The following is a 22754-nucleotide window of genomic DNA, read 5'->3' as shown; positions in this document are numbered from 1 at the left end:
CGTCTGGGTTGATGACCCATATGACCCGTACGATCCTTACGATCCAGGGTACCCGGATCCTGGAGAGGGTGATAGCAGTTTGACGCCATCCGAATATACAGAGTTTTTAGCTCTGCAAGACCAATACTTAAGTAGAATGACAACTGAAGAACGTGACATATATGACAATATGAGCTTGGTAAACAAATATGCTTATCTTTCGAATGCATATAGAGCTGAAACGTTAGCGGAAGCACTTTTCCCAACAAGCTTATGGAACGGAACTGGAGATGCCTTTAGACATGGTTTTTTTCATGCTTTGAATTCTGTATCTATTGGTACTCATTTGAGCATGCTTCTTGGTGACGCGCATGAAGCTAACGCATCTTCTGGACTTGCTTTAGAAAAAGCAATGGATTTGTTTAATAATGCGTTCGGGAGAACTTTTGCCGCAGACAGAGGAATAGGTCAGACTCCACAGGACTTCATTCTTCAGGCGTTGGAAGATGGCCAATTAAGGTATTTGACTCCCTTGGCTCCAAATGGTGCAATAGTACCGGGTCTTACGGAATTGAAGCCAACCAATCAGTAATCGAATTTTCTACTAGACGTACGTTGCTATGAATTATTCATTTGATAAACTTGCTTGCGCTAAAATTTTGTTGTCTGCTTGCCTATTGCTTTTTTCCGCTTGTGGGGCTAGTAATAAAGGCGAGTGGCAAATCACTGAAATTTCGAAAGATACGACCTTGAAAGCGCAAACAAGGATAAAGCACAGTAATAGGCTTATTTTGGATATAACTGGTGAAACGGATGATTCGGTAAGGATCAACGGGGTGGTAATTCCAGGTGGGATTATTCGGGATACTATTATATTAGATTGGTATTATCCGTCGATTTCGATATCTTATGAGTCTTATAGGGCAAAGAAAGGTTCGCTAAAAATAGGGTACTTCTTGCCCGGAAGTAAATTTTTTTAATGGAAGACAAGGTAGTTCTTTTTGGTGCTGGTTTTGGGAAGCGTGCCCAGCAGTAGGCCGAGCAACGTCGTTTCAACCGCGCCCCCGATTTCGAGGGTGATGTGCGGTTCTACAACTTGGACGGCAGCCTGATCAATGGGNGGAAGCGTGCCCAGCAGTAGGCCGAGCAACGTCGTTTCAACCGCGCCCCCGATTTCGAGGGTGATGTGCGGTTCTACAACTTGGACGGCAGCCTGATCAATGGGTGGCTGGCGTTACCGCGGCGGCAAGATTGTATCGCGCATCACGCCGGCAACGGGAGATATGCCATCGGCGCGGGGGCGTCTTGACAAGCTTGCATCGGTCGGCGGCGGAAGCGGCATGGTGGCTTATGGAGGTGGCGGGTATGAGGAGTGCGAGTATGAGTACACGTATGTAGAGCGGGAGGAGTGTACGTAGGAAGGGGGTGGCTATTGGGCTACCGGCAGGGATTTGAGCATGGGATATGACAACTTGGAGGTTTACTTGAATGGCTTGGTAAAGGACGTGATGAATAAACAGATGTGTTTTGTGCGATTGAATAGATTTGCCATAGCAGGGGCCATGTTCTTGCTTAGCTGTACCATGCTATGCGGGCAGAACCTGCAGGGGGTAACGGGCGTACGGGATACAGGTTTCACGCCTGAGGGCGAATTTAACCGTATGAGCAAATCCTACCCCAGCATCCAACTGGTTCGTGAGCGTATTGGCGAAGGGAAAGTCACAAAGGACATTATTTATCGGGAAGTCGATGGCAAGCACCTGACAGCAGACATCTATCATTCCAGTACTGATGGCCTGTCTCCCGGCATTTTGGTGATTCATGGTGGAGGATGGCGGAGCGGTGGCAAAAGGCAACTTACGCCATTGGCCCAGCGTTTGGCATCACGAGGGTTTACCTGTGTAGCAATGGATTACCGTTTATCTACCGAAGCGTTGTACCCTGCCGCCATATGCGACGTGAAGGCCGCTGTAGCGTGGATGGTTGCGCATGCGGATAGCCTTCGTATCGATCCGGCTAAAATCGCTATAATGGGGTTTTCGGCGGGAGGCCATCTGGCAGCACTGGCAGGTACGACTTTTCGCAGTCCGGCATTTGCCGACTTATGTGGTCAGGACGAGGACGGTGAGATCCAGGCGATTATAGATATCGATGGCATATTGGCATTCATCCATCCGGAATCCGGTGAGGGAAACGATACCAAATCAACATCCGCTGCCACTTACTGGTTTGGTTATACAAAGGAACAACGCCAGGACTTGTGGATACACGCTTCCCCGTTGACACATGTTTCGGAAAAGACACCGCCCACCTTGTTCATCAACAGTTCGGTAGATCGAATGCATGCAGGAAGGGACGATTTTATCCGTGCGCTTGATCAATGGGGGATTTATCACGAAACAAAGGTTTTTCCAGATGCCCCGCATTCGTTTTGTTTATTCGAACCGTGGTTTACACCGACAGTGGACTCCGTGGTGGATTTTTTGAATAGGGTATTCAGTCACCGTGTCCCTAAGTCACAGCAATCACCTGCATTGGGTGCAGGCTTTACAAATTAGGCTACATCGGCTTATCTCCTGTGGAGAGAAGTATCACCAATAAAATCTCCAAAGCCCCAAAATTCTCCGTATTTTTGTTCGCAAATCAGGTGCGAGGAAATAGCATGCCAGTAAAGATACCAAACAATCTCCCAGCGATATCACTACTCGAGAACGAGAATATATTTGTGATGAATGACTTACGGGCGAATACACAGGATATTCGTCCGATGCGTGTCATCATCCTGAATCTGATGCCGTTGAAAATCTCGACGGAGACCGATTTCATCAGGTTGCTGTCCAATAACCCTTTACAGGTTGAGGTTGAATTTCTCCGTTTGGATACCCACACCCCAAAGAACACGCCCGAGGAGCATCTGGAAATGTTCTACAAAGGTTTTAAGGAGGTTGCAGAAAATTATTACGATGGAATGATTATTACTGGTGCGCCTGTGGAGAAGCTGGAATTTGAGGACGTTTCGTATTGGGATGAAATCAAAATGATTTTCGATTGGGCAAGAAAGCACGTTACGTCCACCCTATACATCTGCTGGGCTTCCCAAGCAGCTTTGTACCATTTTTATGGTGTTGGTAAAGTCCCGTTGGATAAAAAGCTGTTCGGTGTTTTCAAGCACAGTGCGCCCGATAAAAAGCATCCGTTATTCCGAGGCTTCGATGATGAGTTTTATATTCCGCATAGCCGGCATACCGCCATTGCGGAAGCAGATCTAGCAGGTTTGGAAGGAGTTGCCGTCCTGTCCAAATCGGAAGACGCAGGTGCAGCAATCATTGCTTCGAGAGGAGGCCGGGAATTTTATTTGACCGGCCATTCGGAATATGCACCTTGGACACTCCATGAGGAATATATAAGGGATTGGGAAAAAGGGCTTCCAATCGATATACCCAAGAATTATTATACCGGAGAGGATCCGAAACAGCCACCTGTTGTCCGCTGGGCCGGACATGCGAACCTGCTGTTCAACAACTGGTTGAATTATTTCGTTTACCAGGAGACCCCGTTTGATTTAAAGGAAATAGCGTATTTGGAAGACATTAAACAACACGGTTAACGTGCAAGACTTCTGAAGCAAACCCTCTCCCAAATAGGGGGAAGGCCGCCTGTTATGGTATGTTGAACCCCTGAAAGGGGATGTAGCGGATTGTTTTTGAATTTGCTTTTGTCCGAATTCGTACAGCATAGTGTCCGATTCCGAACAGTTTGATAAATTGCTAAATTATATTTGTCTATTTTCCAGTACGTTACAATTATGGTACAGAAATGTAGTATTCTGTTCAGACAGAAAGCGAAAAACGCTTTCTGCTGATTTTTGAATAAATTATAGACGCCAGTCTTATGCTTAAAAATGATCTTACACTTGCATGGCGCAATCTGAACCGGAACAGGGTATACGCCATTGTCAATGTACTCGGACTCTCGCTGGGCATTGCATCCGGTGTCGTTATTTTTTCGCTGATTAATTTCCAGTTAAGCTTCGACACCTTCCATAATCAGCTGGACCGGACCTATCGCATTGTCAGCGAATTGCATGGCGAGGATATCACCTATTCGGCAGGAGTGCCAGCTCCGCTCGGAAAGGCTATTGAGACCGATTTTACGCATGCCGACCAAGTGGCCCGATTGGCCAATTTCGGCGATCAATTGATTACCTTGCCGGATGAAACCAGCCAGCAGGATTTCAAAGCGGAAACCGATGTGGCATATGTCGACCCTGCATTTTTTGACATCTTCAATTTTCCACTGGTATACGGAAACACGGAAGGGGCCTTCACCCAACCCCATATGGCCGTGATTACACAAAGACTGGCGAAACGCTTTTTTGATACCGAGGATGCTGTCGGGAAGATCATCCGCCTAAACAATGGGGATAATTTTACGGTGGTGGGCGTGCTTCAGGATAAACCCTTGAATACGGATTTCAAGCATGAAATATACCTTTCATATGTCAGTCTCGATAATCCGAACCGGAATAACTGGGGAGCAATCTTCGAAGGGATGCAGGTCTTTGTAATGTTGAAGCCGGACATTTCAAAACAGTCCGTAGATCAGGCGCTGACCGGGCTCAGCCGAAAGTATTATACGGCTGAGGCTGCAAAAACCTATCAATTTAAGCTGCAGACCCTTTCTGACATTCATTTCAATGAAAGTTTGGGGAACCCACATGCGAAGCGTTACCTATGGGTGCTGGCTCTGGTGGGGTTGTTGCTCATCATGACCTCCTGTGTCAATTTTGTCAACCTTGCTACGGCACAATCGATCAATAGGACCAAAGAGATGGGGTTGCGGAAAATTTTGGGCAGCTCACGTTCTCAGCTTTTCTGGCAGTTTATCGTCGAAACGGCCATGATTACGTTTGTCGCATTGGTATTGATCCATCTGCTCGCCAATATTGCCATTACGGCCTTAAATACGTATGTGGATGTCCAGCTGCCAATCACTTTCCTCAATAATTGGCGGTTTGCAATCTTTGCTGTCCTGACCTTCTTAACCATGGTGGTACTTTCCGGATTTTACCCCGCCATGGTCATGACTGGGATCCAGCCGTTGGCGTCGTTGAAAAATAAACTTTCTGCCAGCCAGACCAATACCTTTTCATTGAGAAAGACACTTATCGTATTTCAAATGATGATTGCACAGCTGCTCATCATAAGTACCTTGGTGATCACGAAGCAGATCGACTTTTCGACCAACTCCGATCTGGGTTTCGATAAGCAGGATATTGTCATGCTGCCGGTACCCATCCATGACCCAGTGAAAATGAATACGATGCGGACAAGGTTTGCGGAGATCCCGGCTATCAGGGATGTTTCATTTTGTTTCAATGCGCCGGCTTCCGGATCGAACAAGACCACCGGCGTGCGGTATGCGGGCAGGGAAACAGACGAACCTTGGGGCATTAACATGAAGTACGGTGACGATCGGTTCATATCCACGTTCGGCATCGAGCTGGTTGCCGGCAGGAATATTTTCCATTCGGATACCACCCGTGAATTCCTCGTAAACGAGACGTTTATAGAAAAATTGGGCATTAGCGACGTACAGGAGGTCATCGGGAAGAATATCTCGATCAACGGCGGTACGATCACCGCGCCCGTCGTGGGGGTGGTAAAGGACTTTTACAATTATTCCCTGAGGGACGAAATAACGCCCGTCTGCATCATGAGCGATAAGGATGATTACATGAACTGTGCGGTCAAGATCCATCCCGGCGATATGGCTGCGACATTGGGTGCCATCAAGCAGGTGTGGACCGATACGTATCCGGATCAGCTGTATGCCTTTCAGCTTCTGGACGACCGAATCTCCAATTTTTACCAGACCGACAAGATGATCCTTATCCTGATCAAGTTGTTTGCAGGCATCGCAATCTTCATCAACTGCCTCGGCTTGTATGGCATGATGTCGTTCATGGCTTTCCGCAAGACGAAAGAGATAGGCATACGGAAAGTGTTAGGTGCTTCCGTAGTGCAGATTTTATGGATTTTCGGCAAGGAATTCGGGCGGCTTATCCTTTTTGCCTTCTTAGTGGCGGCGCCGATAGCTTGGTGGAGCATGCATCTGTATTTGGAGGACTTCAGGTATCGGATATCCATTTCCGTAGGTGTATTCATTTTGGCCGTGTTGATAACAGCCTCCATTGCTGCGATGACCATTTGTTATCGTGCGCTAAAGGCTGCGCTTGCCAATCCGGTCAAGTCTTTGCGAACGGAATAGCCTCGATCACGTAGCCGAAGCGGCAGGCGAATTGACGGAATGCCGTGATTTCGCTATCTTTGGCGATGAACGAGATCGATCTAAAGCGAATTTCCCGTCTAACGGCAATACTTACGCAGTTGCAGACCAAACGCCTACTGACAGCTGCGCAGTTTGCCGAACGATTTAACGTAAGCGTCCGTACGATTTACAGGGATATCCGTGCTCTGGAACAGGCTGGCATTCCGATTTACACGGAAGAAGGGAAGGGGTATTCGCTGATGGAAGGCTATCGGCTACCGCCGGTGATGTTGACCGAAAATGAAGCCAATGCGCTGATTACGGCAGAGCAGTTGGTTCGGCAGAACAGGGATACGTCGTTCGTGCATGATTATGCCGATGCCATTGCCAAGATCAAGGGCGTACTTAAGCATTCGGTAAAGGAGAAGGCAAACCTGCTGGCCGAACGCGTCTATTTCAGGCAAAATACCGAGCAAGAACATACCAGCAATCATTTGGCAATCTTACAACGGGCGCTGACCAACTGTCTGCTCACGGAGATCAACTATACGGACGAGCAAGGCAAGTCAACCACCAGACTCGTAGAGCCGTTCGCGGTTTACAGTACGCAGGACAACTGGTTGCTCATCGCGCTTTGCCACCTGCGGTCAGATTTCCGGGCATTCCGGTTGGATCGGATACAAAAGCTACATGTACTACAAACCACCTTCGAACCACAGCAAATAACGCTGCAGGACTACTTTGAACAATGCCACACAAAAAGTTTGGATAACCCCTGACATACTGTTGTCGCAGCCGAGGTTTAGTTTTGCCGAAACGTTAAAAAAACAAGACAATGGAATACATCGAACAATTTTACGTAATTGGCATCGCGGTAAAGACCAGCAACCAACGCGAACAGGCGGCACAGGATATTCCTGCACTGTGGCAACGGTTTATAGTGGAAAATTGTAGTGCACGCATCCCCAACAAAGTCGACGACACGGTTTACTGCAGCTACCTCGACTATGAAAAAGACCATATGGCTCCCTACACGACGTTGATCGGCTGCAGAGTAACCTCACTGGACACTATTCCGGGAGGTATGGTGGGAGAGACACTCGGCGGGGGCAGCTATGCAAAATTTACGGCAACAGGCAATATCACCGAGGGGATTGTTTACGACGAATGGTTGAAGATTTGGTCGGCCGGATTGGCCCGGCGGTTTACCACTGATTTTGAGGTCTACAGCCCGAAAGTGCGGCAACAGGAAAGTGCCGAAATCGATATATTTGTAGCTATAGAGCCATGATCAATATCATCGACAACTATTATTTGCGGCAGGGGGAAGCGGTCCGAGAAACCATGCTGGCAGTGAAAACGCTTGTGCTTTCGCTGCACGATGCGATTACGCCCGAATGGAAATACAGCGCTCCATTCTTCTATTACAGAAAGCGGATGATGTGCTACCTGACGACTAATAAGCACTCCGGTCTGCCATATATGGGCGTTGTATACGGCAAATTGATCGACCATCCGTTGTTGGTGCAAGGCAACCGCATCCGCATGAAGATCTTGCCACTGGATCCGGAAGCGGATCTCCCTGTGGATGCCATCACGGAAATCCTCCGGCATTCAATGGATATCCTGGACGGAAAACTAAAAAGGCGCTAGCTGGTATCGGGGTGGTGGGTTTTATTTCGAGTCCATGAAAGATGACGTGGGCCGCCTCTGCATGGTATTGGGCAGTCCGGCCCGCTGTTGATCCAAGACGGAGCCGTGGTGGTACTGACTTCCAATCCGTTCAATAACAAACGTCACCCGTGCAGCGCCGTTGCCGTTACGACGGCAATTACAAGTCTGTGAATATACACCCGCACGCTGCATTAAGCTTTTTGTCGGATCGTACGGAACCCCATTAAGAACGCAGGTGCCGCGCGCAGAAAACCTACACGCAGGGGCAACAATACGCCTAAGCGGGGACGCAACAAGTCGTAGTCCCGGCTCGAAGCGCCATGCTAGGATGACGGGGATTCATCGTCCCCCAACATGGATACATCATATCCCTATCGTAAGCCACCGTGCCCCCACAGTACTTCCATGTACCCCCGCAGTGCATTTCCGCGTCCTCGCGATCAGGCATTGTCCCCCGGTATCGGTGCACTGCGGGGGATATGCGCCGTCCCAATAGCCAATGAATTCAACTAGAAAAATCCGGGGTGAGAAAGAACACCGTATCTATAAAAAATACCACACCATTATTATTCAATACGTTCTCATCGTGTAAGTCTTCGGCAATGATACCCATATGATGGTCCTTGGGATGGATATACAGGAATAATCACATGGCAGCAGGCACTATCAGGTAACACCCCGGGGAGGCGCGACCCGCAAACAGCGGTAAGCTGGAAAGTGCCTGCAAAAACGACAATACGATGGACTGCGTCCGGAAAACAGCAAAAGCCATACAGCTGGTCGGAAAAACCGGGATAAGCGGATCGCCGCCCGTAACTTACGGAATACCGGCTTTTGTGCCGCCCGGGACAGGGTTGACATTCCTTTTACCGGTTCCTACGGTAATACCGTCCATAATGGCATGGGAAGCAGGAATAAAACAAAAAGGGCATCCAGGAATAGGTTGATTGTTTTTTGCGTACCTTTGCGCCAGCGATTACGGGATTGTTGTAGTCAGTTAAATTTATTAACCCAAAAGCCTGTCAAGTCTTTTTAGGAAGGTACAAAAAACCCGTGCTAAACCGTTTGGAAATACCCAGCTACCGTTTGGAAAAGGCTTATAATAATACGGTTCTGGTGCTTCGGCATGCGCCGGCGAGCTATTTCCGTATGGAAATGGCGCATTTCCGTATGGTTTTGGTCTGGAACCGTATGGTTAAGGTATCCGGTGGATGCCGGGGAGTTATTTCCGTACAGAAATGCACCATTTCCGTATGGTTTTAGGCTATAACCATAGGGTTTTAGGTTGTAACCGTACGGTGAAGGCGCTAAGGCGTTTGGCTATATACCTCCGGCATACGGTTTTGGACCATTTCCGTATGTCAATAACCCGGAACCGTTTTATTCCAGAGTCCCGGCATACGGCAATGCCTTCCCGGCGTATGGTTACCGTATATTTCCATATGCCTACGGCGTGGAATAGGATGGTTATGGCGCTCCGGCATATGGTTTTACGTCTGCGGCGTCTGGCTATTCCCCATTGCCGTACGCCTTTAACCCGAAACCGTTTTATGCTACCTTACTACCGTATGGTTAGCCCCATTTTCCGTACGGTTTGGCATATTTTCCGTACGGTTTGACGTCATATACAAACGGTTCCGGCCCATTTCCAAACGCCGCAGCCCTTAAGACAAACGGTTTTTCATGCTTAATGGGCAGGGGAAATCCTGAACCAATCTACATCCAGCCATCCGGCATCATTGATGGTGTTGGCGCGTGTGCAGAATAATCCGACTTTCGCGCCGATCCAATGGCCTTCAACGGCTTGAAAGGATACGCCTGCCTCACGGTATTCGGTATCATCCGTGCTGTAGTAAAAGCGGCAAAGCCCACCTTCTCCCACCTGTACGCGAAGATACAGTGCGCCGCTCTCCAGTTTGGTGATGATGGTTTCCTTTTCGGAATTCCCTTTCTCCGCACCATCGGCTATACCCTGCACCAGTGACAGCCCACCTTCGTCCTTCCGAACATAAAGCGCCGCATAGCTTCTTCCCATAACCACCAATCCGGCTTTTTCACCCAGCAATTTATCGGGATGGGGCGCGAATTCGATTTTCGTCGTGGCGGTAAAGATCGGTGCAGGGAACTTCTGCATCAGCACGTTCGGCGTTTCATAGAGGTTTCGGCTACCCTCGGGCACCTGTTGGGCATAAAGGCGCAGTACACCTTTTTCAGGGTAGCAGAACGACCAGGTGGCCTGTGGGTTGGCTTGCCATTGCCATTGCTTGCCTAAATGTATGTCATTAAACTCATCGCTTTCCGCTGGGGTGGAGATGGGATAGGTGTGTCCTACATCCGGCTTTTTGAAGGTTTGAACAGGTTCACCGTACCCTTTGCCGTCTTTGTCGGTGCCGATGAGAGGCCAGCCGTCTTTCCATGCCATAGGTTGGAGGTGCACGACTCGGCCATATACCCCTTTATCTTGAAAATGGATAAACCAGTCTTCGTCGGTTTGGGTATCTACCCATCCGCCCTGATGCGGTCCGTTGATATCGGTGCTTCCCTGATGCATCACCATGCGCCGCTCATAGGGGCCGTAGATGTCTTTCGAGCGCAGTACAGTCTGCCATCCGGTTGCTACGCCACCGCCAGGGGCAAAGATGTAATAATAGCCATTTCGTTTGTAAAATTTCGGCCCTTCAATGGTGGGATCCAATTCGTGGCCGTCATACACGATGACCCCCTCGTCCAACGTATGTGTAGCATCGGCATTGATCCTTTTTACAGCGATGACACTTTTGATGCCGGCGCGACTGCCAGCGTAGGCATGGGCAATATAAGCCCGGCCATCGTCGTCCCAAAACGGGCACACATCGATGAGGCCCTTGCCGCTTTCCAGTAATACGGGGGCTTCCCATTCACAGGTGGGATCTTTCGATTTGACGCGGTAGATACCGAAATCGGGATCGCCCCAGAAGATGTAATATTCGCCATTGTGATAGCGGATGGAAGGAGCCCACACCCCATTGCCGTGCTGGGTTTTGCTGAAATGATCGAACGGTGGTTGGCGACGCAGCGCGTGGCCGACGATAGTCCAGTTGACCAGGTCTTTCGAATGCAGGATAGGCAGCCCGGGAATGGCATCAAAACTGGAGGCAGTCATGTAGTAGTCCTCACCCACACGCACCACATCTGGATCTGAGTAGTCTGCATATAGAATAGGATTCCGATAAGTTCCGTTTCCTTGGTCGGCTATCCAGACTTCCGATACTTGTTGTTTAGGATTGGTTTGTGCAACAGCTGCTGAACCAACACTTAACAAAGCGGTACAGCAGATCATCCTCCATTTATCCATGGTTTTTAGTGTATTTATAGATTTTAAATTAGTAGTGCAAGGATAGTGAGTTTACCTAAGATAAGGAAGCTAATCAGGAGAAATAAGTACGCAATCGTTGCCAGTGAAGACCTCACCATCCTGGGGGACTGCTGCTAGAATGATGGTCAGCACCTCCATGTTCGACATCATTTCCGGTAACGATTGCGTGGATTTATCCGGGCGAGTCCTTGCAATTTGGCCGTGATATGCCTTATACTTGCTATCGCCAATGGATAAATCCAACTATAGCAATGTTTAATAGTTACAATCCGAAAGAACAGAACGCTCGCAGGATGTGGCGTGTAGTGGTTTTGTTGAGCGTTTGCGCTAGTTTCTTTCAGGTTGAAGCTCAAGTTCTTGCATTCCCCGGCGCAGAGGGGTTCGGCAAATATACTACCGGCGGTCGGGGCGGGCGGGTCATCAAAGTGACTAACCTTCATGATTCCGGAGCGGGTAGTCTTCGCAAAGCCATCCAAGCCAAAGGCCCTCGCATCGTTGTCTTTACGGTTTCGGGAACCATTGAGCTGGAATCTGAATTACGGATCAACAACGGCGATATCACCATCGCCGGCCAATCTGCTCCAGGTGATGGAATATGTATCCGCAATTATCCCGTTGGGGTGAATGCCGATAACGTAATCGTCCGTTTCCTGCGCTTTCGCCTTGGCGATACCCATGCGGTGGAGGCCGATGCCTTGGGAGGGCGCAATGCCAGCAATGTCATGATTGACCACTGTTCCATCAGCTGGGCTACGGATGAATGTGCCTCTTTTTACCGAAATCGCAATTTTACCATGCAATGGTGTCTCGTGGCGGAGCCATTGAATGAATCCGTGCACACCAAGGGCGCACATGGTTATGCTGGTATTTGGGGAGGTGAGGGGGCTACCTTCCACCATAACCTGATTGCCAATGCTAGCAGCCGTACGCCACGCTTTAGTGGCTCAACGACTACCGTCAATTCGGAAGAAGAGCTAGTGGATTTTAGAAACAACGTCATTTACAATTGGGGACATAATAATGTATACGGTGGCGAACGTGGGCGATACAACGTAGTAGGCAATTATTACAGACCCGGAAATGCCACACCAAAAAGTAGGCGCCAGCGACTGCTGAATCCTTCCGAGCCGTTGGGAGCTTTTTATTTACAGGGAAATATAATAGTAGGTAGCCCGGAAATAACGGCTGACAATAGGTTAGGGGTGGAACCGGACGATGCACGTTTTGGTGTGATAAACAAGGAATTTACCGTGGAGCAAATCAATCAAGATAAGGCCGAATCGGCTTATGTGTCTGTACTTAAATGGGTGGGTTCCAGCCTTATGCGTGATGCAGTGGATGCACGGATTATCCGCGAAGTGGAGCATGGCGAGTCTTTATCCGGAAAAAAGCGTAACGGAATCATTGATTCGCAAGACGATGTCGGAGGATGGCCGCTATTGGCCGGCGGTGAATACCCGGAAGATGGGGATGATGACGGCATCCCTGATGCATGGGAGCGTAAACATGGCTTGGATTGGCTTAATGCCAATGACGGTCAGCGCAACCTCGATCCGTTATATGATGATATTGAGACGTACCTTAATGGCCTAGTGGCCCATATCAAAAATAGATGATGACAACGCGATACATATGGACAGTATTTGTGCTGGCTTTTTGGTTCTTGCAGCCAAGCTATGGGCAGCAAGCCGATATGGTGGTGGCACAGGATGGTTCGGGGGATTACCTTACCATACAGGAGGCCATTATGATGGTGCCGGATCTTCGGCAGCAGCGGACGGTAATCCGCATTAAACCGGGAGTATACAAGGAAAAACTCATCTTGCCTGCTACCAAGACGAACGTATCGTTCATCGGAGAAGATGCCATGAAGACGATATTGACCTATGACGATTATGCAAGTAAAAAAAATCGTTATGGAGAGGAAATCGGAACATCGGGTTCGACTTCATTCTTTGTTTTTGGAGATGGGTTTTATGCAGCGCATATCACGTTTGAAAATAGTGCCGGACCAGTGGGGCAAGCCGTGGCCGTCCGTGTAACAGGCACTCGGGCCTATTTTCATCAATGTCGCTTCCTTGGACATCAAGATACCTTGTACCCACATGGTACTGGCAGTAAGCAGTACTATGAGGAGTGCTACATCGAAGGCACTACCGATTTTATCTTCGGATCAGCAACGGCTTTTTTTCAATCCTGTGAAATCCGTAGTAAGAAAGGCGGATCTTACATCACCGCTGCTTCCACTCCGGATACCGTACGATATGGGTTTGTATTTGCAGACTGTCGCCTCACGGCCGATACGCCTGATGTCGTTACCTATTTGGGCAGGCCATGGCGGCCGTATGCCAAAACCGTTTTCATCAATTGTGAGCTTGGTGGGCACATTAGGTCAGAAGGATGGCATAATTGGGGTAAAGCCAACAACGAACAGACGGCTTATTATGGGGAGTATGGCAACACAGGAGCGGGGGCAGACCAAACAGACAGGGTTAGTTGGGCAAACCGGCTCGATGAATCCCGTGCAGCTGATTTTTCCCTAGACAATGTACTGGGTGCATGGTCACCACAGATGGCCCATCAATAGGGTGAATTATTTTACTAAATAAAACTAAATTATGAACAAAGCATGTTTATTTGTTTGGCTTTTTTGGTCAATTGGAACAGGTGCATTGGCACAGACTAGGCAACTGCAGGGAACGGTATATGATGAGCTGGCGCAACCCTTGTCTGGCGTAAGCTTAATGGTACAGGGCACCAACATCGGGACAACCACAGATGAGGATGGAAAATTTGTCGTCGCAATCCCTGCAACGGGAGAGGTATTAATCGAGGTTCGCTATATCGGGTATAAATCTCAAGTATTAGCGGTAGGCGATCGACAAACGATGGACATTGAAATGGAATCTGAAGCCGCTTTGCTAGAGGAGGTGGTTGCCATCGGGTACGGGACGGTAAAGAAAGGTGATTTAACCGGATCAGTGGGGACGGTGAGCGCCGATGCATTGGTAGCCCGGGGCACGACATCGGTGATGAGTGCATTGCAGGGAACGGTGGCTGGTGTTGACATCAGCAGCAATTCAGTTCGTCCAGGAGGCGGATTCAGCATTCAAATCCGTGGTCAAAATTCGATACAGAGCGGGCAGTCGCCATTGTATGTTGTTGATGGGGTCGTTGCATCTAACATCGACTTTCTTAACCCTGCCGATATTCAAAAGATAGACGTACTGAAAGATGCCTCTTCTACGGCTATCTATGGTTCCAGGGGATCGAACGGTGTGGTCATCGTAACTACTAAAAATGCAGGTGCACCAGGCGCGTCGCGGACAACGGTGACATATGATGGATACTACGGCATCCGCGACTTGGCACGCATACCCGATTTTATGGATGGCCGCGAGTGGGTGGATTTCCGAACTTCGGCTTTTTACACATTTGAAAACGGTCAATACGTACTCGCTAATCCTAATGTTATTCTGCAGCAAAGCCCGTTATTGGAAAGACGGTTGTATGAAGAACGTTATGAAGATTGGCTCGGATTGGGAACTCGCTCCGGACAACAGCAAAACCACTACGTAGGGATTGCTGGAAGCACGGAGAAAATGAATTACAACTTAGGGGTAGGCTATCAAAACGAAGAAGGAAATTTCATCAAGGAAGATCTTAATCGATATACCATAAAGCTATCGGTCGAACATAGATTGTCTGATTATTTTTCCACAGGAGCCAGTGTCAACCTAGTACAGGGAATCAATAACTCGGGTAGCGAGCTTGGCTACCGGGATATCCTTCGCATGCCACCCATCCTTTATGCTTATGATGATGACGGTAACCTCATTAACCAACCCGGTATTGCGGCATCCATACAGGGGCAGGGCAATTTTACCAGTTCACCCAACCCATTGAGTGAGATCAATAGCGGAACAGAAGAGGTGCGCCAACATGATTTTCTGGGAAGTATTTTTGCGGAATTACGCCCGTTGGAAAACCTGTCTATCCGGAGTACTTTTCTTCCAAGGTTCAACCGTACCCGTACTGGGCGTTATTATGGGGTGGTGGAAGGGCAGCGTAACCAGGACCACGCATTTCAATCGAATGCTGAAAGCTTTGAATGGACTTGGGACAACGTAATAAATTATACGAAAACCTTGGGCAATGACCATAACATTAATGTGTCACTTATTCAAAGTGCTTATAAAACGCGGTGGGAAGGGATTCAAGCAGCGGCTAACGACTTGCCTTACCCATCCTGGTGGTACAATCTTTTCAGTGGAAGCTTCGTAGTGGGAAGTTCCAATACAGCCTATACGGAATCAACATTGCTTTCCTATGCGGCGCGAGCCAATTACGATTACAAAGGCAAATACCTGCTAACGGGAACCATTCGCTATGATGGCAGCTCTAAACTGCGCGACAAATGGAAAGCGTTCCCGTCGGCTGCGTTAGCCTGGCGGATTTCAGAGGAGGATTTTATGCAAGCGAGCTTCCTGAACGATTTGAAGGTCCGGTTTAGTTTTGGGTATTCCGGCAATAACTATGGCATACTGCCTTTTGGTGCCCAGCAAACACCGGAAACGAATAGTTTAGTGTGGTATGATTTCGGAGGAGATGTGGTATCGGGCTTTGCCCCTGGTCGACCGGTAAATGAGTTTATTACTTGGGAAAAAACACGGGAAACAAACCTTGGGTTTGATTTCAGCCTGTTCAATTATCGGTTATCGGGTACAGTGGACTTATATGATAAGCTATCTGACGGCCTATTGATGAACAGAACCTTGACCGTAGAATCGGGCGTGTCTTATATGACCGACAATATTGGATCCGTGAACAACCGAGGGATTGAAGTGGGACTTAACTCCACGAATGTGCGTACGCGGGATTGGGAATGGAACACTTCCGTGGTGTTTGCCCATAATAAAAACGCCATCCAAACATTATATGGTAAAAAAGAAGACGTGGTCGGTGAAAAACGTTTCATCGGACAGCCTATCAATGTCATCTACGACTATCGGATTATTGGTCTTTGGCGAATGGATCAATTGAATGAAGCTGCCCAATTGGGGCAGCAGCCGGGGCAAGCCATTGCGCAGGATATCGACGGCGATGGTGCCATTACGCCAGAGGGCGACCGGGCCATTCTGGGGTCAGTTGATCCCCAATGGACAGGTAGTTTTACCTCCAATCTGCGGTATAAAAACTGGGATTTCTCATTCAATATCTTCACTCGACAGGGTGTTTTCGTGAGCGATAGCTTCCTTGATGAATTTGGCCCCCATAACGTACAACGAGGAAGACCCAAGGTGCGCTATGACTATTATGTACCACCCAATTTGCTTCGCTACGACTGGAATAACTGGGGCACACACGCCAACGGGAATCCGCAAGCTACTTGGGGTGATAGCGGCCAAGGTAATGAGCAGGCACAATATCCACATCCGCAAAATAAAGGGCCGTACTATGGCGATAATGGAAAGTATACGGATGCCTCGTTCGTTAAAGTACGTAACATCATATTGGGCTATACCTTACCCCAAAATGTGACTTCGCGATGGGGCATGTCGCAATTCAGGGTATATGCCAATGTGCTCAATCCCTTTACATTTACTGAGTATGCAGGTTGGGATCCGGAATATGCCACTACGGCTTTGGCCAGTGGAAATGGCCCGAGCAACATCACATATCAGCTTGGTGTCAATGTCAAATTTTAATTTAGGAGGATTAACGTTATGAAGAATATTTTTGGTTTAGTCATTTTATGCCTGTTTGTTCTTGTTGGATGTAAGAAATTTCTTGATGAAGACAACAAAGGGGGAATTACCAATGAAGAATTTTATCAAACGGAAACAGGTTACAAGACCGTGCTGACCGCCTCTTATAGCTCCTTGCGGACTGTTTTTAGGAGTACACCCTGGCTCATGATTGCTGGAACGGATATGTACCAAATGAACCGATCGGCTGGGAATCGTGCCTTAATGGAATATACGCAGCTATTTGCCAACAATGACGATATACTGACCTTTTACCGTAATTGCTACAATGGTATCCAAACGACAAATATCGGATTGCATTACAATGATTTAGTGGATACCGATGAGGCCTCACGCAATCAATGGAAAGCTGAATTTATGTTTCTGCGAGCGTTTTACCACCTCCAGTTAATCGAGCAATTTGGGGGCATCATCATCAACAACGAGCCAACATTGGAAGGCCCTCGTGTGAACCTGCCCCGGGCATCGCTGGAAGAATCCTATCAATTTGTCATATCCGAGCTGGAAGCCGCTTTGCCCCACCTCAGTGATAATAAGCTGCGTGTGAGCAAGGCCGCAGCAAATCACTATTTGGCCAAGGCCTATCTGACCCGCGGCTGGGATTTGGGGCAGGCCGCTGATTTTGAAACAGCCAAGACCTATGCCGAAGCTGCTATTAACGGGTATAACATATCTATTCCTTTCGAGCAGCTTTGGGATCCAACCAACGAAAACAATGACGAGTTTATTTTCTCGGTGCAGTACGATCAGGAGTCTATTCCGAATACAAACCAGGGGAATGAACAGCAAGCTGTTTTCGGTCCATATTTGGGAGGTTCCGAGTCCAACCATAAATACATGTCAGGAGGCCTGGTGCCTTCTTGGAACCTGCATAATTTTTATGAAGAGAACGATGCAAGGTATGAAGCTACATTCATGCTGACGATCTATGACCAGTATTTTGACTACTATGATGCCGGTAAAGACAAAGACGAGATACTCATTCGGGTTTATTATCCAAGGGTGTGGGGAAGGGAATACACGCAAGTTGATTCCTTGGCTTGGGTGCAAGGCAGAGAACACCAAATTGCCAACAATTTTCGACATTATCCTTTTAAATATAATGAACAGGCCTATAGGGCAGCTTATCAGATTGACATGAGCTCTCCGGTCATCAAAAAGTTTGATAGCCCCGCCACGCGTACGATCTTTGATACACATTCCAGTGTGCGCGATATTGTGCTGGCCCGCATAGCGGAAACGTATTTCCTTTATGCCGAGGCTTGCATAGGGCTTAATGATTTTGCTACCGCTGCGCAATATGTGCAGCATGTGTTGGATAGACCCGGCAATGCTAAAGATGGGGTAAAATTGAACCCAACATATGACATTGCGGCTGCTGGAAACCAAAGTGAAGCATTGGATGCTTACTTGATTGAAAGCGCCAAGGAATTTGCAGGGGAATACTTGAGATGGGCCGAGCTGCGGCGTACCGGTAAGCTTAAGGAATTTTGCGGCAAGTATAACTATGATATCAAGCAGGTTGGGGTAGATGCTGCTTTTAGGGGAATAGGTGGTCAGGATAAGATATACCGGCCAATTCCTCAGGATGCCATCGACATCAATGAAGCGGATATTCCGCAGAATCCTGGCTATTAGCGGTTCCATATTTTTTGATAACTTGCTTTCAAGAAACAACCCATGTGCATCATGACGATGCAACTAACTAACTTCTAAACAACAAACAACAATGAAAACTAATCTTTCAAGACGCTCTTTTCTTTATTCGATAGGTGTGCTGGCAGCAGGGAGTGCGGTTTCCATGCCTAACCATGCTTTTGGTTTAACAAGGAAACTTCGTGTCGTATTGGTAGGCACCGGTGTACGCGGCATATCATTCTGGGGCAAACGGCTCGTGGAACAATATCCCGATTTGCTGGAGTTCGTCGGATTAAGTGATATCAATCCCGGTAGGCTCGCATTTGCTAAGGAATACATGAAAGTAAACTGCCCGATTTATGTGGATTTCGATGAAATGTTGCAAAAATCCAAACCGGATCTGGTCATCGTGTGTACCAAAGACTCCACACACCATGAGTTTATCATCAAAGGGCTGGCGGCTGGTAGCGATGTGCTTACCGAAAAGCCGCTAACTACTGACGAGACTAAGGCGCAGGCCATATTGGACGCGGAACGGAAATATGGGAAAAACCTGATTGTCGGTTTTAATTACCGCTGGAGCCCCTACATGACCAAAATCAAGGAATTGCTTCAGAACAATGAAATCGGCGAAATTACTTCAGTGGATTTCAACTGGTATCTGAATACCCACCATGGGGCATCTTATTATCGAAGGTGGCATGGATTGATGAATAGCGGTGGTTCGCTATGGGTGCATAAAGCCACCCATCATTTTGACTTATTGAACTGGTGGATCGACTCGGATCCTGAGGAGGTTTTCGCTTATGGTGCGCTCGAACACTATGGAAGCAACGGCCCTTTCCGAGGCAAAAGTTGTCGCAGTTGCCCACACAAACAGGAATGTGCATACTATTGGGATATCACCAAAGATGCACATAGCATGAAGCTGTATGTGGCCCATGAGGAGCATGATGGATACATCCGGGATGGCTGTGTGTATCGGAATGAAATCGATATCTATGATAAAATGTCTGCCCAGATCAAGTATGCGAATAAGGTCGTCGTTAACTATTCGCTCACCACCTATTCGCCTTTCGAGGGCTGGCGTATAGCGTTCAACGGCCATAAGGGGCGGATTGAAGCTTGGCTGGACATTCCGTGGATGAAAAACGATCACTTGGATCAAGAAGACCTGCATGCGGCTGAAATGAACCAAACAAAGCAAGAAGACATGATTCAAGAGCCGCTAGTGCTTTACAAAAACTGGTCTGACTATAAAGTTATCCAGGTGGCAAGCGAACGGAGCGGCCATGGTGGTGGCGACAGGCGCTTGCACGATAAGATTTTTAAGAACAAAGAGGCGCCAGATCCTTTCGGTCATGCTGCCGGCGTTCGAGACGGCGTGATGTCTGTCCTCATCGGTATTGCGGCGAGGAAAAGCATCGATGCGAATGCGCCGGTAAAGATAGCGTCACTCACTGATCTTAAACCCATGCCCAAGCGCATTTCTTAAACGTGTTGACTGATGAAGCAAAATTGTTTGGCAAGGCGGGTGAAATGGATGATCGTTCCACTAGTAGCGCTGTTTACTGCCTTCGCATGGAACGACCAACGACAGATAACGGTATTTCTCATCGGCGATTCCACGGTGGCCGACAAGCCCTACCGGGAGAGCAATCCCGAAAAAGGGTGGGGGCAGGTGCTGCCGTTGTATTTCGATGAAGGCGTACGGGTAGAAAACCATGCACTGAACGGCAGAAGCACGAAAAGCTTCCGGGATGAAGGCCATTGGGACAAAGTGAAAGAACGGATAAAAACCGGAGATTATGTGATTATTGAATTTGGGCACAATGACCAGAAGGCGAACAGTCCAGCGCGATATGCGGATCCGGATGTTGAATATCCACAGCAATTAGAACAATACATCCAAGAGACACAGGAACGGGGCGGGATTCCGGTATTGGCCACACCCATTGTACGTCGAAAATTTGATGACCGCGGTTATTTGCTTGAAACACACGGAAAATACCCGGAGGCTGTACGTAAGGTGGCCGAGGAACAGGGAGTGGTGTTGCTGGATATGCATGCCCGGACAAGGGAGCTGCTGCTGGAGTGGGGTCCAGAGCGTTCCAAGTCGTTATTCCTCCATCTAGCGCCCGGTCAATATGAAACGCTGGCAAAAGGCGCTACGGATGACACACACTTATCGGGTACCGGAGCATTCAAGCTATGTGATCTGGCTGTGGCGGAAATGAAGGCAAAAATCCCTGAATTGGAGATGTATTTCAAGGATTGATGGCGAAGCACCTGTATGCAATCGTTGTCGGTATCGTTTGCGCAAATAAATGTTAGCAATTCGTTGATAACAAATCCGCATAGCATTAACATTGTAAGCATTCATGAGATATAAACAACTTATAAGATTACGCGTAAACATGAAGAAACTAACCACTGTAGCGTGGATAATGGCTCTTTCTTTTGCCTCTGCGCAAGCGCAGTGGCCAGAAGCGGATGTCCCATTGCCTACATTCAAAACGGACACGTTTGATATCCGGGATTTTGGGGCAAATGCCACACTCCATACATTAAACACGGCAAGCATTACTACGGCTATTGACGCTTGCCATGGCAACGGCGGTGGTGTGGTGCGTATTCCAGCAGGGGTATGGGTGTCAGGACCCTTTGTGCTCAAAAGCAATGTAAACCTGTACCTGGAACGCAATGCCTTGTTGCAATTTACCGATGATTTTGACCAATACCCATTAATAGAAACCGGTTGGGAAGGGCTAAAGCAGGTGCGTAGGCATTCTCCAATCCGGGCCGAAGGGCAACGGAACATCGCCATTACAGGCCATGGAATTATTGATGGTAATGGTGATGCTTGGCGATTCGTGAAAAAAGGAAAAATGACGGACTCCCAATGGAAAAAATTGGTCGCCTCCGGTGGAGTGCTCACACCTGACGGCAAAGAGTGGTATCCTACGGAAAATGCATTAAAGGGAAAGCGATATAAAGACGCTGGGGAAATTACCCCGGAAAAGGACCAACGGTTTTTTGAAGAAATCAAGGATTTTCTGCGGCCTAACCTAATCGTACTGGAAAGATGTGAAGGTATTTTATTGGAAGGGGTAACCTTCCAGAATTCAGGAGCTTGGAACATCCACCCCCTAATGAGCCGCGACATCACGATAAAGGGAATCACGGTTCGCAACCCATGGTACTCGCAAAACGGGGATGGTTTGGATATCGAATCATGTACCAATGTGTTAGTGGAAAATTGTTCATTTGACGTGGGTGATGACGCCATCTGTGTAAAAAGTGGCAAGAATGAATATGGCCGCAAAATAGGGATGCCCACCGAAAATCTATGGGTGCGTAATTGCACGGTATATCATGCGCATGGAGGTTTTGTGGTGGGGAGTGAAATGAGCGGCGGTGCACGCAACCTCTATATTTCTAACCTTACCTTCGTAGGTACAGATATTGGCTTACGTTTCAAGACAACCCGCGGACGAGGGGGGGTAGTTGAAAACGTATTTATAAAAGATATCTTCATGAAGGATATTCCCGGCGAGGCCATACTTTTTGATATGTATTATGAAGCCGTGGATCCGGTTCCGGCAACGGGCGAAACCCGGCAACCACCCAAAGTGGAAATGATGGCCGTGGATGAAGGTACGCCTCAGTTCCGTAACTTCCACATCAGCAATGTGTTTTGCGATGGCGCCAACAAAGGATTGTTTATAAGGGGACTCCCCGAGATGCATATCCGTGATATCCATATCAACAACCTGCATGTGCGGGCAAAACAGGGGATTGATATCCAGGAAGCGAGCGGCATCAGCTTAAAGCATATAACGGTAGACAATACGGAAGCTGGCCCTGTGGCCTATATCCTGAATAGCGATGGTGTTCTATTAGACCAGATAACCTATAATAAAGGGGCGGAGGTATTGGTACACATACAAGGGGATAGAAGCAAGGATATCCGGGTGGAGAACACGGATGCCGGGAAAGCTGCTAGACCTGTGCTGGGGGATTTCGGCGCGAAAGCTCAGGTGGTTTCATTTAATTAATAAAACGACAAA

At 48.2% G+C, this 22754-nt stretch carries 19 protein-coding genes; 17 read left to right on the top strand and 2 right to left on the bottom strand.

From position 1 onward, the window contains the following. From NF543_RS15065 to NF543_RS15025, 9 genes are all read left to right on the top strand, one after another. The coding region (locus NF543_RS15065) for a DUF6973 domain-containing protein (RefSeq protein WP_257669162.1) at positions 1 to 571 on the top strand (571 nt) is incomplete at its 5' end. Positions 572 to 599: 28 nt separating this feature from the next. Then, on the top strand, positions 600 to 959 hold the full coding sequence (locus NF543_RS15060; protein ID WP_257669161.1) for a hypothetical protein: 360 nt from the start codon (positions 600 to 602) through the stop codon (positions 957 to 959). Between the two features lie 240 nt (positions 960 to 1199). Continuing rightward, positions 1200 to 1397, top strand: coding sequence for a hypothetical protein (locus NF543_RS15055; RefSeq protein WP_257669160.1), 198 nt, complete (start codon positions 1200 to 1202; stop codon positions 1395 to 1397). A gap of 39 nt (positions 1398 to 1436) precedes the next feature. Beyond that, complete coding sequence (locus NF543_RS15050; protein ID WP_257669159.1) at positions 1437 to 2537, top strand: alpha/beta hydrolase; 1101 nt, start codon at positions 1437 to 1439, stop codon at positions 2535 to 2537. 104 nt (positions 2538 to 2641) lie between these two features. Next, positions 2642 to 3586: a homoserine O-acetyltransferase MetA gene (metA, locus tag NF543_RS15045; RefSeq protein ID WP_257669158.1), complete on the top strand. Its 945-nt coding sequence runs from the start codon at positions 2642 to 2644 to the stop codon at positions 3584 to 3586. Positions 3587 to 3870: 284 nt separating this feature from the next. Next, positions 3871 to 6249, top strand: coding sequence for an ABC transporter permease (locus NF543_RS15040; protein WP_257669157.1), 2379 nt, complete (start codon positions 3871 to 3873; stop codon positions 6247 to 6249). 65 nt (positions 6250 to 6314) lie between these two features. Continuing rightward, entirely contained in the window at positions 6315 to 7028 is a 714-nt protein-coding gene (locus NF543_RS15035) for a helix-turn-helix transcriptional regulator (protein WP_257669156.1), read from the top strand. A gap of 56 nt (positions 7029 to 7084) precedes the next feature. Beyond that, a complete protein-coding gene (locus NF543_RS15030; RefSeq protein WP_257669155.1) occupies positions 7085 to 7540 on the top strand; it encodes a GyrI-like domain-containing protein in 456 nt (151 codons plus the stop codon). Then, positions 7537 to 7902: a DUF1801 domain-containing protein gene (locus NF543_RS15025; RefSeq protein WP_257669154.1), complete on the top strand. Its 366-nt coding sequence runs from the start codon at positions 7537 to 7539 to the stop codon at positions 7900 to 7902. Before NF543_RS15030 ends, NF543_RS15025 begins: the two co-directional genes overlap by 4 nt. Before the next feature lie 526 nt (positions 7903 to 8428). Here the strand turns inward: NF543_RS15025 and NF543_RS25550 are convergent. Next, on the bottom strand, positions 8429 to 8536 hold the full coding sequence (locus NF543_RS25550) for a putative polyvalent protein kinase domain-containing protein (RefSeq protein ID WP_373275009.1): 108 nt from the start codon (positions 8534 to 8536) through the stop codon (positions 8429 to 8431). 440 nt (positions 8537 to 8976) lie between these two features. On the opposite strand from NF543_RS25550, the gene NF543_RS15020 reads away from it, so the two are divergent. After that, the gene (locus NF543_RS15020) at positions 8977 to 9186 is read left to right on the top strand and encodes a hypothetical protein (RefSeq protein ID WP_257957517.1); all 210 of its coding nucleotides are present in this window, start codon (positions 8977 to 8979) and stop codon (positions 9184 to 9186) included. A 424-nt stretch (positions 9187 to 9610) separates the two neighbouring features. Here NF543_RS15020 and NF543_RS15015 read toward each other — a convergent pair whose 3' ends face one another. After that, a complete protein-coding gene (locus NF543_RS15015) occupies positions 9611 to 11257 on the bottom strand; it encodes a glycoside hydrolase family 43 protein (protein ID WP_257669152.1) in 1647 nt (548 codons plus the stop codon). A 272-nt stretch (positions 11258 to 11529) separates the two neighbouring features. Here NF543_RS15015 and NF543_RS15010 point away from each other — a divergent pair, with 272 nt between their 5' ends. The 7 genes from NF543_RS15010 (at position 11530) to NF543_RS14980 (ending at position 22742) form a co-directional block, all read left to right on the top strand. Next, entirely contained in the window at positions 11530 to 12894 is a 1365-nt protein-coding gene (locus NF543_RS15010; protein ID WP_257669151.1) for a pectate lyase family protein, read from the top strand. Beyond that, a complete protein-coding gene (locus NF543_RS15005; RefSeq protein WP_257957516.1) occupies positions 12894 to 13865 on the top strand; it encodes a pectinesterase family protein in 972 nt (323 codons plus the stop codon). The genes NF543_RS15010 and NF543_RS15005 overlap by 1 nt, the downstream gene beginning before the upstream one ends. 31 nt (positions 13866 to 13896) lie before the next feature. Beyond that, positions 13897 to 16986: a SusC/RagA family TonB-linked outer membrane protein gene (locus NF543_RS15000; RefSeq protein WP_257669149.1), complete on the top strand. Its 3090-nt coding sequence runs from the start codon at positions 13897 to 13899 to the stop codon at positions 16984 to 16986. An 18-nt stretch (positions 16987 to 17004) separates the two neighbouring features. Further along, positions 17005 to 18684 (top strand): RagB/SusD family nutrient uptake outer membrane protein, encoded by a 1680-nt coding sequence (locus tag NF543_RS14995; protein WP_257669148.1) that lies wholly within the window; start codon positions 17005 to 17007, stop codon positions 18682 to 18684. A gap of 91 nt (positions 18685 to 18775) precedes the next feature. Further along, entirely contained in the window at positions 18776 to 20179 is a 1404-nt protein-coding gene (locus tag NF543_RS14990; protein WP_257669147.1) for a Gfo/Idh/MocA family protein, read from the top strand. A gap of 12 nt (positions 20180 to 20191) precedes the next feature. After that, positions 20192 to 20962, top strand: coding sequence for a rhamnogalacturonan acetylesterase (locus tag NF543_RS14985; protein ID WP_257669146.1), 771 nt, complete (start codon positions 20192 to 20194; stop codon positions 20960 to 20962). Between the two features lie 139 nt (positions 20963 to 21101). Next, positions 21102 to 22742 (top strand): glycoside hydrolase family 28 protein, encoded by a 1641-nt coding sequence (locus NF543_RS14980; protein ID WP_257669145.1) that lies wholly within the window; start codon positions 21102 to 21104, stop codon positions 22740 to 22742. The last annotated feature ends 12 nt before the right edge of the window (positions 22743 to 22754 follow it).

Origin of the sequence: Parapedobacter tibetensis (assembly GCF_024704835.1) — a bacterium.
GTDB lineage: Bacteria > Bacteroidota > Bacteroidia > Sphingobacteriales > Sphingobacteriaceae > Parapedobacter > Parapedobacter tibetensis.
This window is presented reverse-complemented; position numbering and strand designations above follow the sequence as displayed.